Annotated in this window: 13 protein-coding genes; 9 read left to right on the top strand and 4 right to left on the bottom strand. The window is 72.0% G+C overall.

The genetic code is table 11. From position 1 onward, the window contains the following. Positions 1-215 precede the first annotated feature (215 nt). Positions 216-1,172 carry a methylmalonyl Co-A mutase-associated GTPase MeaB gene (gene meaB / locus AB0G17_RS35955; protein WP_361392018.1) on the bottom strand — a complete coding sequence of 319 codons (957 nt, stop codon included), beginning with the start codon at positions 1,170-1,172 and terminating at the stop codon, positions 216-218. A 56-nt stretch (positions 1,173-1,228) separates the two neighbouring features. Further along, complete coding sequence (locus AB0G17_RS35960; protein ID WP_361392021.1) at positions 1,229-2,431, bottom strand: acetyl-CoA C-acetyltransferase; 1,203 nt, start codon at positions 2,429-2,431, stop codon at positions 1,229-1,231. Between the two features lie 139 nt (positions 2,432-2,570). Between AB0G17_RS35960 and mce the strand changes: the two genes are divergently transcribed. The 7 genes from mce to AB0G17_RS35995 all read left to right on the top strand — a co-directional run bounded on the left by mce (position 2,571) and on the right by AB0G17_RS35995 (position 12,425). Further along, the gene (gene mce / locus AB0G17_RS35965; protein ID WP_361392024.1) at positions 2,571-2,999 is read left to right on the top strand and encodes a methylmalonyl-CoA epimerase; all 429 of its coding nucleotides are present in this window, start codon (positions 2,571-2,573) and stop codon (positions 2,997-2,999) included. Positions 3,000-3,168: 169 nt separating this feature from the next. Further along, positions 3,169-7,296 carry a polarized growth protein Scy gene (scy, locus tag AB0G17_RS35970; RefSeq protein WP_361392027.1) on the top strand — a complete coding sequence of 1,376 codons (4,128 nt, stop codon included), beginning with the start codon at positions 3,169-3,171 and terminating at the stop codon, positions 7,294-7,296. Positions 7,297-7,410: 114 nt separating this feature from the next. Further along, positions 7,411-8,349, top strand: coding sequence for a cellulose-binding protein (locus tag AB0G17_RS35975; RefSeq protein WP_101390172.1), 939 nt, complete (start codon positions 7,411-7,413; stop codon positions 8,347-8,349). A 124-nt stretch (positions 8,350-8,473) separates the two neighbouring features. Further along, a complete protein-coding gene (locus tag AB0G17_RS35980) occupies positions 8,474-9,478 on the top strand; it encodes an ABC transporter ATP-binding protein (RefSeq protein WP_361392030.1) in 1,005 nt (334 codons plus the stop codon). Between the two features lie 2 nt (positions 9,479-9,480). Further along, positions 9,481-10,260: an ABC transporter permease gene (locus AB0G17_RS35985; RefSeq protein ID WP_361392033.1), complete on the top strand. Its 780-nt coding sequence runs from the start codon at positions 9,481-9,483 to the stop codon at positions 10,258-10,260. A gap of 147 nt (positions 10,261-10,407) precedes the next feature. After that, a complete protein-coding gene (locus AB0G17_RS35990) occupies positions 10,408-11,592 on the top strand; it encodes an ATP-binding cassette domain-containing protein (protein ID WP_361392036.1) in 1,185 nt (394 codons plus the stop codon). Further along, on the top strand, positions 11,589-12,425 hold the full coding sequence (locus tag AB0G17_RS35995; protein ID WP_361392039.1) for an ABC transporter permease: 837 nt from the start codon (positions 11,589-11,591) through the stop codon (positions 12,423-12,425). Before AB0G17_RS35990 ends, AB0G17_RS35995 begins: the two co-directional genes overlap by 4 nt. Positions 12,426-12,433: 8 nt before the next feature. On the opposite strand, the gene AB0G17_RS36000 is transcribed toward AB0G17_RS35995, so the two are convergent. Next, on the bottom strand, positions 12,434-12,760 hold the full coding sequence (locus AB0G17_RS36000) for an ATP/GTP-binding protein (protein WP_361392042.1): 327 nt from the start codon (positions 12,758-12,760) through the stop codon (positions 12,434-12,436). 216 nt (positions 12,761-12,976) lie between these two features. Between AB0G17_RS36000 and AB0G17_RS36005 the strand changes: the two genes are divergently transcribed. Next, positions 12,977-14,008: an LLM class flavin-dependent oxidoreductase gene (locus AB0G17_RS36005; protein ID WP_361392045.1), complete on the top strand. Its 1,032-nt coding sequence runs from the start codon at positions 12,977-12,979 to the stop codon at positions 14,006-14,008. Between the two features lie 118 nt (positions 14,009-14,126). Here the strand turns inward: AB0G17_RS36005 and AB0G17_RS36010 are convergent, their stop codons facing one another. Continuing rightward, positions 14,127-14,519 (bottom strand): SCO5389 family protein, encoded by a 393-nt coding sequence (locus tag AB0G17_RS36010; protein ID WP_361392048.1) that lies wholly within the window; start codon positions 14,517-14,519, stop codon positions 14,127-14,129. Positions 14,520-14,736: 217 nt separating this feature from the next. On the opposite strand from AB0G17_RS36010, the gene nucS reads away from it, so the two are divergent. Continuing rightward, positions 14,737-15,408, top strand: coding sequence for an endonuclease NucS (gene nucS, locus AB0G17_RS36015; RefSeq protein WP_361392051.1), 672 nt, complete (start codon positions 14,737-14,739; stop codon positions 15,406-15,408). The last annotated feature ends 164 nt before the right edge of the window (positions 15,409-15,572 follow it).

Below are 15,572 nucleotides of genomic sequence, written 5' to 3' on the forward strand. Positions count from 1 at the left end.
AGGACCTAGCCAGGGGGCCGGGGCGCAGCCAGGGGAGCCGGGGACACAGCCAGGGGGGCCAGGACCTAGCCAGGGGGCCGGGGCGCAGCCAGGGGAGCCGGGGACACAGCCAGGGGGGCCAGGACCTAGCCAGGGGGCCGGGGCGCAGCCAGGGGGGCCGGGGGCGCAGCCACCGGGGAAGCCGCCTCGGCCCCCGGGGGACCCCCTGGTGGGGGCTACTCGCCCGTGAGGCCCGCTACCAGTTCGTCCGCCGCCGCGTACGGGTCCAGCTCGCCCCCGACGATGCGGGACGCCAGCGCGTCCAGGCGGCGGTCCCCATGGAGGTCGCCGATCCGCTCCCGCAGCGCGGTGACCGCGATCGTCTCCACCTCACGGGACGCCCGGGCGAGGCGGCGCTCCGCCAGGACGCCCCGCTCCTCCATCCACGCCCGGTGCTTCTCCAGCGCCTCGACCAGCTCGTCGATGCCCTCGGCACGGGCCGCCACCGTCTTGACGATGGGCGGCCGCCAGTCGCCGGGGCCCCGGGACTCGCCCAGGCCCAGCATGTGGTTCAGCTCGCGGGCCGTCGCGTCCGCGCCGTCGCGGTCCGCCTTGTTCACCACGTACACGTCGCCGATCTCCAGGATCCCCGCCTTGGCCGCCTGGATGCCGTCGCCCATCCCGGGGGCCAGGAGTACGACCGACGTGTCGGCCTGGGAGGCGATCTCCACCTCCGACTGGCCGACCCCGACCGTCTCCACCAGGATCACCTCGCACCCCGCCGCGTCCAGCACGCGGATCGCCTGCGGAGCGGACCAGGCGAGGCCGCCCAGATGGCCCCGGGTCGCCATCGAGCGGATGTAGACCCCGGGGTCGGACGCGTGGTCCGACATACGGACCCGGTCGCCCAGCAGCGCGCCCCCGGAGAACGGCGAGGAGGGGTCGACGGCCAGCACCCCGACCCGCTTGCCCGCCCGCCGGTACGCCGTCACCAGCGCCGACGTCGAAGTCGACTTGCCGACACCCGGCGAACCCGTCAGCCCCACCACGTACGCCCCGCCCGCCAGCGGAGCCAACTGCGCCATCACCTCGCGCAGTTGCGGGGACGCCCCCTCGACCAGCGAGATCAGCCGGGCCACGGCCCGCGGCCGGCCCTCCCTCGCCTGTGCCACCAGTTCGGGGACGTCCACCATTGCCGCTCCGTTCGGTTCAGTGCCCAGTGATCAGTACGTACCACCGCAGTGGTGTCCTACTTGCCGGGGACCCTGATGATCAGCGCGTCACCCTGGCCGCCGCCGCCGCACAGCGCCGCCGCACCCGTACCGCCGCCCCGGCGCTTGAGCTCGAGGGCCAGGTGGAGCACCACGCGCGCGCCCGACATGCCGATGGGGTGGCCCAGGGCGATCGCGCCACCGTTGACGTTCACCTTTTCCGGGGAGACCCCGAGGTCCTTCATTGACTGGACCGCGACCGCCGCGAACGCCTCGTTGATCTCGATGAGGTCGAGGTCCGAGACCTCCAGGCCCTCCTTGCCCAGCGCGTGCAGGATCGCGTTGGACGGCTGCGACTGGAGGGAGTTGTCCGGGCCCGCCACGTTGCCGTGCGCGCCGATCTCCGCGATCCACTCCAGGCCCAGCTCCTCGGCCTTCGCCTTGGACATGACCACGACCGCGGCCGCGCCGTCCGAGATCTGCGAGGAGGTGCCCGCCGTGATCGTGCCGTCCTTGGCGAACGCCGGGCGCAGCTTGCCCAGCGACTCCACGGTCGTCTCCGCGCGGATGCCCTCGTCCTTGGCGAAGATCACCGGCTCGCCCTTGCGCTGCGGGATCTCGACCGGGGTGATCTCGGCCTCGAAGAGCCCGTTCTTCTGGGCGGCGGCGGCGCGCTGGTGGGAGGCGGCCGCGAACGCGTCCTGCGGGGCGCGCTCGATGCCCAGGCGGGTGTTGTGCTTCTCGGTGGACTCGCCCATGGCGATGTTCTCGAAGGCGTCGGTCAGACCGTCGTACGCCATCGCGTCGAGCATCTCGATCGCGCCGTACTTGTAGCCCTCGCGGGACTTCGGCAGCAGGTGCGGGGCGTTGGTCATCGACTCCTGGCCACCGGCCACCACCACGTCGAACTCGCCGGCGCGGATCAGCTGGTCCGCGAGCGCGATCGCGTCCAGGCCCGACAGACAGACCTTGTTGATCGTGAGCGCGGGCACGCTCATCGGGATGCCCGCCTTGACGGCGGCCTGGCGGGCCGGGATCTGGCCCGCACCGGCCTGGAGCACCTGGCCCATGATCACGTACTGGACCTGGTCGCCGCCGATGCCGGCCCGGTCGAGCGCGGCCTTGATGGCGACGCCGCCGAGGTCGGCGCCCGAGAAGGACTTGAGGGAGCCGAGCAGTCGGCCCATGGGCGTGCGGGCGCCCGCGACGATCACTGAAGTGGTACCGGTCGTTCCAGACATGAGGCACAGCCCCTTGGGAGGTGAGAAGTGAACGAGGGTTTACTGGAAATGTACTGAGCGGTACCGGCGGCGTCACCGGGCAGCCGGTGTGATCGCGCGCACGTTGCGTAACCACCTCCCGGGGCGCTGCACTGGTCCCATGCTGACTCGCATCGACCACATCGGGATCGCCTGTTTCGACCTCGACAAGACCGTCGAGTTCTATCGTGCTACGTACGGATTCGAGGTGTTCCACTCCGAGATCAACGAGGAGCAGGGCGTACGGGAGGCCATGCTCAAGATCAACGGTACGTCGGACGGCGGCGCCTCCTACCTCCAGCTCCTGGAGCCCACCCGCGAGGACTCCGCGGTCGGGAAGTGGCTGGCCAAGAACGGTGAGGGCGTGCACCACATCGCCTTCGGCACCGAGGACGTCGACGGCGACGCCGAGGCCATCCGCGGCAAGGGTGTGAGGGTCCTGTACGAGGAGCCCCGCATCGGTTCCATGGGCTCCCGCATCACGTTCCTGCACCCCAAGGACTGCCACGGCGTACTGACCGAACTGGTCACCTCGGCAGCGGAGCACTGACCCCGGGATTCCGGGGCCGGTACAGTGGGCCCTTCCGGGCCGGGGTCGGGTCGGGGCCTGGGACCCACGCCCCCTTGTCGATCTGACACCATTCACCGGGGGCCCGTCCGTCGTCGGACGGTGCTCGTACGGGCAGTGTTCGCGACCAGGGGACGGATGGGACCGCGCAGTGCGGGGCTACGAACGCCAGGACAGCCACCGGCCTGACGACCACCTCTCGCGGTTCGAGGCCGAGATGGACCGGCTGAAGACCGAGCGGGAGAAGGCCGTCCAGCACGCCGAGGACCTCGGCTACCAGGTCGAGGTGCTGCGCGCCAAGCTGCACGAGGCGCGCCGCAACCTCGCGACTCGCCCTGCCTACGACGCCGCGGACATCGGCTACCAGGCCGAACAGCTGCTGCGCAATGCGCAGATGCAGGCCGAGCAGCTGCGCAACGACGCCGAGCGCGAGCTGCGCGACGCCCGTGCGCAGACCCAGCGCATCCTCCAGGAGCACGCCGAGCACCAGGCCCGGCTCCAGGCCGAGCTGCACGCGGAGGCGGTCAACCGCCGCCAGCGGCTCGACCAGGAGCTGGCCGAGCGGCGCGCGACCGTCGAGTCGCACGTCAACGAGAACGTGGCCTGGGCCGAGCAGCTGCGGGCCCGCACCGAGGCGCAGACCCGGCGGCTGCTCGACGAGTCGCGCGCCGAGAGCGAGGCGGCGCTCGCCGCCGCCCGCGCGGAGGCCGCCCGGGTCGCCGAGGAGACCCGCCAACGGCTCGGCTCCGAGGCCGAGTCGGCCCGTACCGAAGCCGAAGCCATCCTCCTGCGCGCCCGCAAGGACGCCGAGCGGCTCCTCAACGCCGCCTCCACACAGGCCCAGGAGGCCACCTCCCACGCCGAGCAGCTGCGCTCGTCCACCACCGCCGAGTCCGACCAGGCGCGCCAGCAGGCCGCCGAGCTGAGCCGGACCGCCGAGCAGCGGATGCAGGAGGCCGAGTCGGCGCTGCGCGAGGCGCGGGCCGAGGCCGAGAAGGTGCTGGCCGAGGCGAAGGAGTCGGCGGCCAGGCAGCTCGCGGGCGCCGAGTCCGCCAACGAGCAGCGCACCCGTACCGCCAAGACCGAGATCGCCCGGCTCGTGGCCGAGGCGACCAAGGAGTCCGAGGCGCTCAAGTCGGAGGCCGAGCAGGCGCTCGCCGACGCCCGCGCCGAGGCCGAGCGGCTGGTGGCGGAGGCCGCCGAGAAGGCCCGTACCAGCGTGGCCGAGGACACCGCCGCCCAGCTCGCCAAGGCCGCCCGGGCCGCCGAGGAGGTGCTCACCAAGGCGTCCGCGGACGCCCAGGAGACCACCCGCAAGGCGTCCGAGGAGGCCGAGCGGATCCGCCGCGAGGCCGACGCCGAGGCGGAGCGGCTGCGCGTCCAGGCCGAGGAGCGGGCCGACGAGCTCAAGGGCGCGGCCAAGGACGACACCAAGGAGTACCGCGCCAAGACGGTCGAACTCCAGGAGGAGGCGCGCCGGCTGCGTGGCGAGGCCGAGCAGCTGCGGGCCGAAGCGGTCGCCGAGGGCGAGCGCATCCGGGGCGAGGCGCGCCGCGAGGGCGTCCAGCAGATCGAGGAGGCGGCCAGGACCGCCGAGGAGCTGCTGACCAAGGCGAAGGCCGACGCGGAGGAGCTGCGCACCTCGGCCGGGGCGGAGTCGGAGCGGGTCCGCAACGAGGCCATGGAGCGCGCGACGACGCTGCGCAAGCAGGCCGAGGAGACCCTGGAGCGCACCCGGGCCGAGGCCGAGCGGCTGCGCGCGGAGGCCGACGAGCAGGCCGAGGCCGTCAAGGCGGCCGCCGAGCAGGCGTCCGTGGCGCTGCGCGAGGAGACCGAGCGGGCCGTCGCCGCCCGCCGGGCCGACGCCGCCGACGAGCTGACGCGGCTGCACACCGAGGCCGAGCAGCGCCACGCCTCCGCCGAGCAGGCGCTGACCGAGGCGCGCGGCGAGAGCGAGCGGATCCGGCGCGAGGCCGCCGAGGAGACCGAGCGGCTTCGTACGGAGGCCAACGAGCGCGCCCGTACGCTCCAGGCGCAGGCCGAGCAGGAGGCCGAGCGGCTGCGCACCGAGGCCGCCGCCGACGCCTCGACCGCCCGTGCCGAGGCGGAGGGCGCGGCCGTACGGCTGCGGTCCGAGGCCGCCGCGGAGGCCGAGCGCCTCAAGTCCGAGGCGCAGGAGACCGCCGACCGGATGCGCGCCGAGGCCGCGGCCGCCGCCGAGCGGGTGGGCGCGGAGGCCGCCGAGGCGCTCGCCGCCGCCCAGGAGGAGGCCGCGCGCCGGCGCCGCGAGGCGGAGGAGACGCTCGACTCGGCGCGTACCGAGGCGAATTCGGAGCGGGCGCAGGCCCGCGAGCAGAGCGAGGAGCTGCTCGCCTCCGCCCGCAAGCGGGTGGAGGAGGCGCAGGCCGAGGCACAGCGGCTCGGCGAGGAGGCCGACCGGCGCGCCACCGAGCTGGTGGCGGCCGCCGAGCAGACCGCCCAGCAGGTGCGGGACTCGGTGTCGGGGCTGCGCGAGGAGGCCGAGCAGGAGATCGCCGGGCTGCGCTCGACGGCCGAGCACGTGGCGGAGCGTACGAAGACGGAGGCGCAGGAGGAGGCGGACCGGGTCCGCGCCGACGCGTACGCCGAGCGCGAGCGCGCCGCCGAGGACGCCCAGCGCGTCCGCGGCCGGGCGCAGGAGGACGCCGACGCCGCCAAGGAGCTGGCCGAGCGGACCGTCGCGGACGCCATCGCGGAGGCGGAGAAGGCCCGTTCGGACGCCTCGGAGTACGCGCAGCGGATGCGCACCGAGGCCTCCGACGCGCTGGCCTCCTCGGAGCAGGACGCCGCGCGCACCCGGGCGGACGCCCGCGAGGACGCCAACCGCATCCGCAACGACGCCGCGAGCCAGGCCGACCGCCTGGTCACCGAGGCGACCGCGGAGGCCGAGCGGCTCGCCGCCGAGTCGACGGCGACGGCCGAGCGGCTGGTGGCGGAGGCTCAGCAGCTGCGCGACGAGGGCCAGTCGGAGCACGACCGGCTGCTCGCGGAGGCCACCGCCCACGCCGAGCGCACCACGTCCGAGGCCGACACGTACGCGGAGCTGGTCACCACCGAGGCGCGCGCGGACGCCGGTTCGGTCCTGTCGGCCGCGGCCGCCGAGGCCGAGCAGACGGTCGCCGACGCCCGCGAGCAGGCCGAGCAGGCGCTCGACGAGGCGCGTACGGAGGCGGAGCGGCTGCTCGACGAGGCCCGCAAGGCCGCCGACAAGCGTCGTTCGGACGCCGCCGCGCAGGCGGACCAGCTCATCGCGGAGGCGAGCAGTGAGGCCGAGCGGGTGCTGACCGAGGCGAACGGGGAGGCGGAGCGGCTGCGTGCCGAGGCCGCCGAGACCGTGGGCTCGGCCCAGCAGGCCGCGGAGCGGATCCGCGCGGAGGCCGAGAAGAGCCGCGCCCGCATCGAGGAGGCGGCGGAGAAGATCCGTACCGAGGCCCGCGAGGAGGCGGACCGGCTGCTCGACGAAGCCCGTACGGCCGCGGCCAAGCGCCGGTCGGACGCGGCGGAGCAGGCGGACCAGCTCATGGCCAAGGCCCAGGAGGAGGCGCTGCTCGCGGCCACGCTGGCCGAGGAGCAGGCCGACACGATGGTCGGCGCGGCCCGCAAGGAGGCCGAGCGGATCGTCGCCGAGGCGACCGTGGAGGGCAACTCCCTGGTGGAGAAGTCCCGTACGGACGCGGACGAGCTGCTGGCCGGGGCGCGCGCGGACGCGACCGCCATAAGGGAGCGCACCGAGGAGGTGCGCGCGCGGACCGAGTCGGAGATCGAGGAACTGCACGAGCGGGCCCGGCGGGAGAGCGCCGAGCAGATGAAGACGGCGGGCGAGCGCGTCGACAAGCTGGTCAAGGCCGCCACCGAGCAGACGGAGCAGGCCGAGGCGAAGGCCAAGGAGCTCCTGTCGGACGCCAACTCCGAGGCGAGCAAGGTGCGCATCGCGGCCGTGAAGAAGGCCGAGGCGCTGCTCAAGGAGGCGGAGACCAAGAAGGCCGAGCTGATCCGCGAGGCGACGAAGCTGCGCGACGACGCGGAGGCGGAGGCCCGGCGCACGGTCGACGAGGGCAAGCGCGAGCTGGATGTGCTGGTCCGGCGGCGCGCGGACATCAATGCCGAGATCTCCCGTGTCCAGGACGTGCTTGAGGCGTTGGAATCTTTCGAGGCCCCGTCCTCCGGCGGCAAGGAGGCGGCCAAGGCGGGTGCCTCGGCCGGAGGGACACGTTCGAGTGGCAAGTCTTCGGAGGGGTAGCCACTCAAAAGGCTGGACATTCTCCAGATCAAACGGGCATACGCTCGATGACACGCCGTCTGGGCCCCTAGGATTCCCCCTATCACCTCACCGGTCTCATTCGACAGGAACCCCATGAGCGACACTTCCTCCCCCTTCGGCTTCGAGCTCGTGCGGCGTGGTTACGACCGCGGTCAGGTGGACGACCGCATTACCAAGCTCGTCGCCGACCGTGACAGCGCTCTGGCACGGATCACTTCTCTGGAAAAGCGCATCGAGGAACTGCACCTCGAAACGCAGAACGCCCAGGCCCAGGTGAACGACGCGGAGCCGTCGTACGCGGGCCTCGGTGCCCGGGTCGAGAAGATCCTCCGTCTCGCCGAGGAAGAGGCGAAGGACCTGCGCGAGGAGGCCCGCCGCGCCGCCGAACAGCACCGCGAGCTGGCCGAGTCGGCGGCCCAGCAGGTGCGCAACGACGCCGAGTCGTTCGCCGCCGAGCGCAAGGCCAAGGCGGAGGACGAGGGCGTCCGGATCGTCGAGAAGGCGAAGGGTGACGCCTCCACGCTGCGCTCCGAGGCGCAGAAGGACGCGCAGTCCAAGCGCGAGGAGGCGGATGCCCTCTTCGAGGAGACCCGCGCCAAGGCCGCGCAGGCGGCGGCCGACTTCGAGACGAACCTCGCCAAGCGCCGCGAGCAGTCCGAGCGCGACCTGGCCTCGCGTCAGGCGAAGGCGGAGAAGCGTCTCGCCGAGATCGAGCACCGCGCCGAGCAGCTGCGCCTGGAGGCCGAGAAGCTGCGTACGGACGCGGAGCGCCGGGCCCGTCAGACGGTCGAGACGGCCCAGCGCCAGGCCGAGGACATCGTGGCGGACGCCAACGCCAAGGCCGACCGTATCCGTTCGGAATCCGAGCGCGAGCTGGCGGCGCTCACCAACCGCCGCGACTCGATCAACGCGCAGCTGACCAACGTCCGCGAGATGCTGGCGACCCTCACGGGCGCGGCGGTCGCGGCGGCCGGCTCCCCGGTCGACGACGAGCCCGTCTCGCGCGGCGTCCCGGCGCAGCAGTCCCGCTAGGGTCCGTCCGGCGGACCTGTTCCCGTTGGTGCCGCAGCTCCTCCCCCGTGAGCTGCGTTCGTACGGTCGAGAGCCCCTCGTCACTCCGGTGGCGGGGGGCTTTGTCCGCCCTTAGCGTGGCGACATGATCGAGCTGGCCGGTCTCACCAAGCGCTTCGGTTCCAAGACCGCGGTCGACGACCTGTCGTTCCAGGTCAGGCCAGGTGTGGTGACCGGCTTCCTGGGACCCAACGGCGCCGGCAAGTCCACCACCATGCGCATGATGCTCGATCTCGACAACCCGACCAGCGGCACCGTGCACATCGACGGCAGGCACTACCGCGACCTCGACGAGCCGCTGAAGTACATCGGGGCGCTCCTCGACGCCAAGTCGATGCACGGCGGCCGCAGCGCGTACAACAACCTGCTCTGTCTGGCGCAGTCGAACCGGATCCCCGAGCGCCGGGTCGCGGAGGTGCTCGCCACGGTCGGTCTGACGGCCGTGGCGAAGAAGAAGTCGAAGGGGTTCTCGCTCGGCATGGGCCAGCGGCTCGGAATCGCCTCCGCGCTGCTCGGCGACCCCGAGATCCTGATGTTCGACGAACCCGTCAATGGTCTGGACCCCGAGGGAATTCACTGGATCCGCAATCTCATGAAAGCCCTCGCGGCGGAGGGCAGAACGATCTTCGTCTCGTCTCACCTGATGAGTGAAATGGCGCTGACGGCGGATCATTTGATCGTCATCGGCCAGGGCCGACTGCTCGCCGATACATCGATGGCGGATTTCATTCGGCAGAATTCACGGAGTTTCGTACGACTGCGCTCACCCCAGTGGGAACACCTGCTCGACGTGCTGGCGCAGTCGGGGGTCCCCGTCACCCAGACCGCCGACGGCGCCCTGGAGGTCGACAACGGCCGGATCGAGCGGCTCGGCGAGCTGGCGGCTCAGCATCAGATCGTGCTGCACGAGCTCTCCGGCCAGCAGGCCTCGCTGGAGGAGGCGTTCATGCAGATGACGGCCGGATCGGTGGAGTACCACGCGCACTCGGACACGCCCCACGGGCCGCCGCCCCAGGCGCCCGCCGCCGACTGGGGCGCGAGCTACCGGGCCCGCGCCGGGGACGCCGTCGGCCACGGCGAGGAGGTCTGACCATGGCAGCGGTACCGGCCGTCCTCAGGTCCGAGTGGACCAAGATCCGTACGGTCTCCTCCACCTCCTGGACGCTCATCTGCGCGTTCGTCGTGACGGTCGCGGTGAGCGCGGCCCTGTGCGCGCTGATGAAGTCGCAGTTCGACGACCTCAAGCCGGCCGAGCGGGTGACCTTCGACCCGACCTACGTCAGCTTCTCCGGGATGGTGCTCGGCCAGCTCGCGATGGTGGTGTTCGGAGTCCTGGTGGTCGGCACCGAGTACAGCTCGGGCATGATCCGCACCTCGCTCGCCGCCGTGCCGCAGCGGGCCACGTTCCTCTTCTCCAAGCTCCTGGTCGCCACCGCGCTCGCCCTGGTCGTGGGCATGGCGACCAGCTTCCTCTCGTTCCTCCTCGGCCAGGCCCTGCTCGGCCCGCACCGCACGACCATCGGCGAGCCCCATGTGCTGCGGGCGGTCTTCGGGGCGGGCCTCTACATGGCGCTGATCGCGCTCTTCTCGATGGGCGTGGCCACGATGCTGCGCAGCTCGGTGCTCTCGCTCGGCATCCTGATGCCGTTCTTCTTCCTGATCTCGCAGATCCTGTCGGCGGTGCCGGGCGCCAAGAAGGTGGCTCGCTACTTCCCCGACCAGGCGGGCTCCAAGATCATGCAAGTGGTGCCGAACGCGATGAACAGCGAGCCGCCGCCGTACGGCCCCTGGGCCGGGCTCGGGATCATGGGACTGTGGGTCGTCGCGGCGCTGGCGGGCGGCCATCTGGTGCTGAAGAAGCGCGATGCGTAGTCCATACACCGGACAAACCCACACGTAACGCACGTCTCCTCGCTTGGCCGGAACCGTAAACTCCTGGATAAGCTCCTCACTCATACGGGGGCACCCTGGCCATCGGTCGACCGCCCCGACGACCCACACCGTCGATGGGGCTGGAGAATGATCGAGGCAGTCGGCCTGACGAAGCGCTACGGCGCCAAGACAGCCGTGTACAACCTTTCCTTCCAGGTGAGGCCCGGCGCCGTCACCGGCTTCCTGGGGCCCAACGGCTCCGGCAAGTCGACGACCATGCGCATGATCCTCGGCCTGGACCAGCCCACTTCCGGCCATGTCACCATCGGCGGCCACCCCTTCCGTATGCTTCCCAACGCGCCCCGCCAGGTCGGCGCGCTGCTCGACGCCAAGGCCGTGCACGGCGGCCGCAGCGCCCGCAACCACCTGCTCTCGCTCGCCCAGCTCTCCGGCATCCCGGCCCGCCGGGTCGACGAGGTGCTCGGCGTCGTCGGCCTCCAGGAGGTGGCGGGAAAGCGCTCCAAGGGGTTCTCGCTCGGCATGGGCCAGCGGCTCGGCATCGCCGCCGCCCTGCTCGGCGACCCCCAGGTGCTGCTCTTCGACGAGCCGGTCAACGGCCTCGACCCCGAGGGCATCCTGTGGGTGCGCAACCTCATGAAGCAGCTCGCCGCCGAGGGCCGGACCGTCTTCGTCTCCTCGCACCTGATGAGCGAGATGGCGCTGACCGCCGACCACCTCATCGTGATCGGCCGCGGCCAGCTGCTCGCCGACATGAGCGTCAAGGACTTCATCTCGCACAACTCCGCCGACTTCGCGCGCGTACGCACCCCCGAGCCCGCCGGCCGGGAGAAGCTGACGGCCGCGCTGACCCAGGCCGGCGGCCAGGTCATGCCGGAGCCGGACGGCGCCCTGCGGGTGACCGGCCTCGCGCTGCCCCGCATCAGCGACCTCGCGCACGGCGCGGACGTACGCCTGTGGGAGCTCTCGCCGCACCAGGCCTCGCTGGAGGAGGCGTACATGCGGATGACGCAGGGCGCGGTGGACTACCGCTCCACGGCCGACCAGAAGGCCGGTCTGATGCAGCCGCTGCCGCCCGGGTACCAGCCGCCGCCGGTGATCCCCGAGGTGCCGACGCAGGGCTGGTACGCCCCGCCGCCGCCCGGAGCGAACCCGTACGCGGCCCCGCAGGCCCCCGGACAGGCCCCGGCGGCCCCGCAGGGCGCCCCGGCGGCCCCGGCTGCTCCGGCGCAGGCGCCCGCCCCGCAGCCCGCTCCCCCGGCCTCCCAGCCCGCCGCCGCCCCCGCCCTGACCAAGCCCGAGGACGCCCGATGACCACCCCCTACCAGCAGCAGGCACCGGGTGCGTCCCTCGGGACGTACACCTCGCCGATCCCGGTGCGGCCCGCCTCCCTCGGCGACGCGCTCGCCTCCGAGTGGACCAAGATCCGCTCGGTGCGCTCCACGATGTGGACGCTGGGCGTGCTCATCGTGCTCGTGCTCGGCATCGGGCTGCTCGCGGCGGTCGCGGTCAACGCCTCCGACGCGCACATGGGCGACACCCCGCTGCTCAGCCTCGGCTTCTACGGCGTGCTGCTCGGCTCGATCTGCGTGATCACGCTCGGCGTGCTGACCATCGCCTCCGAGTACGGCACGGGAATGATCCGTACGACGCTGACCGCGTGCCCCAGCCGGGCCCGGATCCTCGCGGCCAAGTCGATCGTCTTCTTCCTGCTGTCCTTCGTCATCGTGACGCTCTGCACCGGCCTGGTGGCGCTGCTCCAGACCGCCATGGTGAGCTCCGCCGAGCAGCCGACCGGCTCCCAGCTCTTCAAGGCGACGATCGGCGTCAGCCTCTACATCTCGACCCTCGGCCTGCTCTCGCTCGCGGTCGGCGCGCTGGTCCGGCACTCGGCCGGCGCGATCACGGTCATGATCGGCGTGGTGCTGCTGCCGCTGGTGCTCGCGCTGTTCATGTTCGCGCCGTCGCTCGAAGGTGTGCGCCAGGCCCTGTTCGAGTACTCGATCCCCAGCCAACTGGCCGTGTTCTACGGCTCGTCGGTGAGCGACTCGGGCCCCACCGGCTGGACCCCGCTGCTGATCCTGGGATCCGTCACGGCCGCCGCCCTCGGGGGCGCGTTCGCCGTGCTGAACAGCCGGGACGTGTGACCCGCCGCCTAGTATCTGGGCGCGTTCCTGGACCGCTGCACCCTGCTGGTGCGGCGGTCCTTCGCGTTCCAGCAGGCCTTGTGCCAGTGCCGGCGGTCCTCCACCCCGCCGTACTCCGGCCAGGCCACCACGTGCGGGACGCCGGAGGGGATCTCCTGGTCGCACCCCGGGCAGCGGTAGCGCTTGCCCTGCGCGCTCGCGCCGCTGACGTGCCGGACGGACCACTCCTCGCCCTGGTACGTCTCGGAGCGCTGGAGGCCGAAGCGCTCCCCCGCCCCGCCGGTCGGTTCGGTCGGCTGGTCGCCGCCCTTGGGGCGGTTGCGGCGCGGGGACACGGAAACACCTCACGGGGCCGGGCTGACGGACTGCCCCCAGCGTAGAGGTACTTGCCCCGGGTACCCGAGCCGTACAGGGGTGGCACGGTAACTCGTACGGGGGACACTTACCGGACTATCGCAAGAAGTTCGCGCTGGACCGTGCCCTTGGCACTTGTCAGGCGTTGTTGCCAGTAAGAGGGGGAGCCGCGTCGGCCGCGAGAGAGGCAGAAGGCGATGCGTGTCGGAACTTTTGTACTGGCAGCCCAATTCCCGGGCCAGGGCCAGGGGGAGGCACTGCACCGGGCCGTGCGGTCCGCCGAGGTGGCCGAGGAAGCGGGGCTGGACGCGGTGTGGCTCGCCGAGCACCACTTCGTTCCGTACGGGGTGTGCCCGTCGGCGGTGACGCTGGCGGCGCTGCTGCTCGGGCGCACCCGCCGGATCCGCGTCGGGACGGCGGTCAGCGTGCTGCCGAGCGCGCACCCGGTGGCGCTGGGCGAGCAGGCGGCGCTGCTGCACCTGACGTCCGGCGGGCGGTTCTCGCTGGGGGTGGGGCGGGGCGGCCCCTGGGTCGACCTGGAGGTGTTCGGCTCGGGTCTGCGGGCGTACGAGGAGGGGTTCCCGGAGTCACTCGATCTGCTGCTGCGGTGGCTGACCGAACCCCGGGTGGCGAGTCTGGGCGAACGTTTCGCCTTCCGGGAGGTCCCGGTGGTGCCCAGGCCCGACGAGCTGCTCGCGGACGGCCCGGAGGGCCCCGAGGTCATCGTGGCGTGCACCTCGCCCAAGAGCGTGAGGCTGGCGGCCGAGCGCGGTCTGCCGATGCTGCTCGGGATGCACTGCGGCGACGAGGAGAAGGCGGAGATGGTCGGGCTGTGGCGCTCGCACGCGCTGGCGTCCGGCGTCGCCCCCGAGGTGGTGGCGGCGGCGCCGCATGTGTCGGCCGGGGTGGCGCAGATCGAGGACCACCGCGCCCAGGCCGCCGAGACACTGCTGAAGGCGATGCCGGGCTGGCTGAAGCAGGGGCTGGACGCGCATGTGACGGTCGACGGCCGCCACCGCGCGATGCGCGACCCCGTGCAGTACACGGAGCTGCTGTGCGACCTCCACCCTGTCGGCACCCCGCGCCTCGCGGCGGACCGCATCGCGGCGACGTCGGAGAAGACGGGCATCACGCGCTTCGCCTTCCTGGTGGAGGGATCGGGCGACCTGGCGGCTACGGAGGAGAACGTACGAAGGCTGGGCGCGGACGTGCTGCCGCTGCTGGGGTGAGGGGCCCGAGGGGGACGGCGCCCGTCGGGGCGCGGGGACTCGGGTCCCCACAAAAGGCCCCCGCTCCGCATCATGTGCACACGTGCACCTCCCGCGATGCGGAGCGGCGGCGAAGACCTCAGCAGTCGCGCAACTCCGGGGACTGATTGAGAAGTTGGCCCCGGACCGAGGTGAAGCGGGCGAGCCGCTCGTCGGACGACGGGTCCAGGGGGAACACCGCGACGCGGTGGCAGTTCTGGAACGCCAGGCGGACACCGAAGTGCCGCTGGAGCGAACCGCGGATGGCGTCACTCGCGAGCGCACGAAGAAGCTGGCCGCGCGCCTGCTCGTCCGGCGGAGGCGTCTGGTTGTCGGCGAACTCGCCACCGTCCACCTTCAGCTGGACCACCAGAGAACTGATCATCTCCCATGCGTACGGCAGGGAGGTCCGGACGCAGTCGACGAAATCAGCTTCGTCGACCTCGCCTCGCTCGGCCTGTTCGAGTAGGGCCGGTGAGACGTCGAGCGACATGGGTTTCTCCTCTCGCGACCCCCGGAGAGGGGGGTCTTACGGCCAGGGAAGGGAACGAAGTCAGCCACGCAGCGTGCCTGACCGACAACCTCCCGCTTACACGGTAGGCGCGGCATGGTGCCCGCGACAGGTACTTGGCACGTAACCGGCCAATAACGAACAGTGCTTTGCCGGACGAATCGCGTTCGGCGGGGGAATTCGAGTAGCGTTGCCGACCATGCGTCTCGTCATCGCCCGCTGCTCCGTCGACTACGCGGGCCGCCTCACCGCCCATCTGCCCTCCGCCACCCGGCTGATCCTGGTGAAGGCGGACAACAGCGTCTCCATTCACGCGGACGACCGGGCGTACAAGCCCCTCAACTGGATGTCTCCGCCCTGCACCCTCAAGGAGGGGACGGGGGACGATTCGGGCGTCTGGACGGTCGTGAACAAGGCGGGCGAGAAGCTCATCATCACGATGGAGGAGATCCTCCACGACTCGTCGCACGAGCTGGGTGTGGACCCGGGCCTCATCAAGGACGGCGTGGAAGCGCACCTCCAGGAGCTGCTCGCGGACCGGATCGAGACGCTGGGCGAGGGGTACACGCTGATCCGCCGCGAGTACCCGACGGCGATCGGGCCGGTGGACATCCTGTGCCGGAACGCGTCGGGCGGGACGGTCGCGGTCGAGATCAAGCGGCGGGGTGAGATCGACGGGGTCGAGCAGCTCACGCGGTACCTGGAGCTGCTGAACCGGGATCCGCATCTGGCGCCGGTGCAGGGGGTGTTCGCGGCGCAGGAGATCAAGCCGCAGGCTCGCGTGCTGGCGACGGACCGGGGGATCGGGTGCGTGGTTCTGGACTACAACGCGCTGCGGGGCATCGAGGACGACAAACTCCGCCTGTTCTGACCCCTGGGCAGGGTTTCCCCACCCCACCCCTTCCCTGAACCCTCCGGGGGCAGCTCTCCCGGGGGGCTCCGCCCCCACACCCCGAGATTCGTCTGCGGGCCGGTGGGGGCTGGTCGCGCAGTTCCCCGCGCCCCTTAAATGCCGCTGCGCGACCGGCCCCCACC

The organism is Streptomyces sp. NPDC023838, assembly GCF_040639555.1.
Lineage (GTDB): Bacteria > Actinomycetota > Actinomycetes > Streptomycetales > Streptomycetaceae > Streptomyces.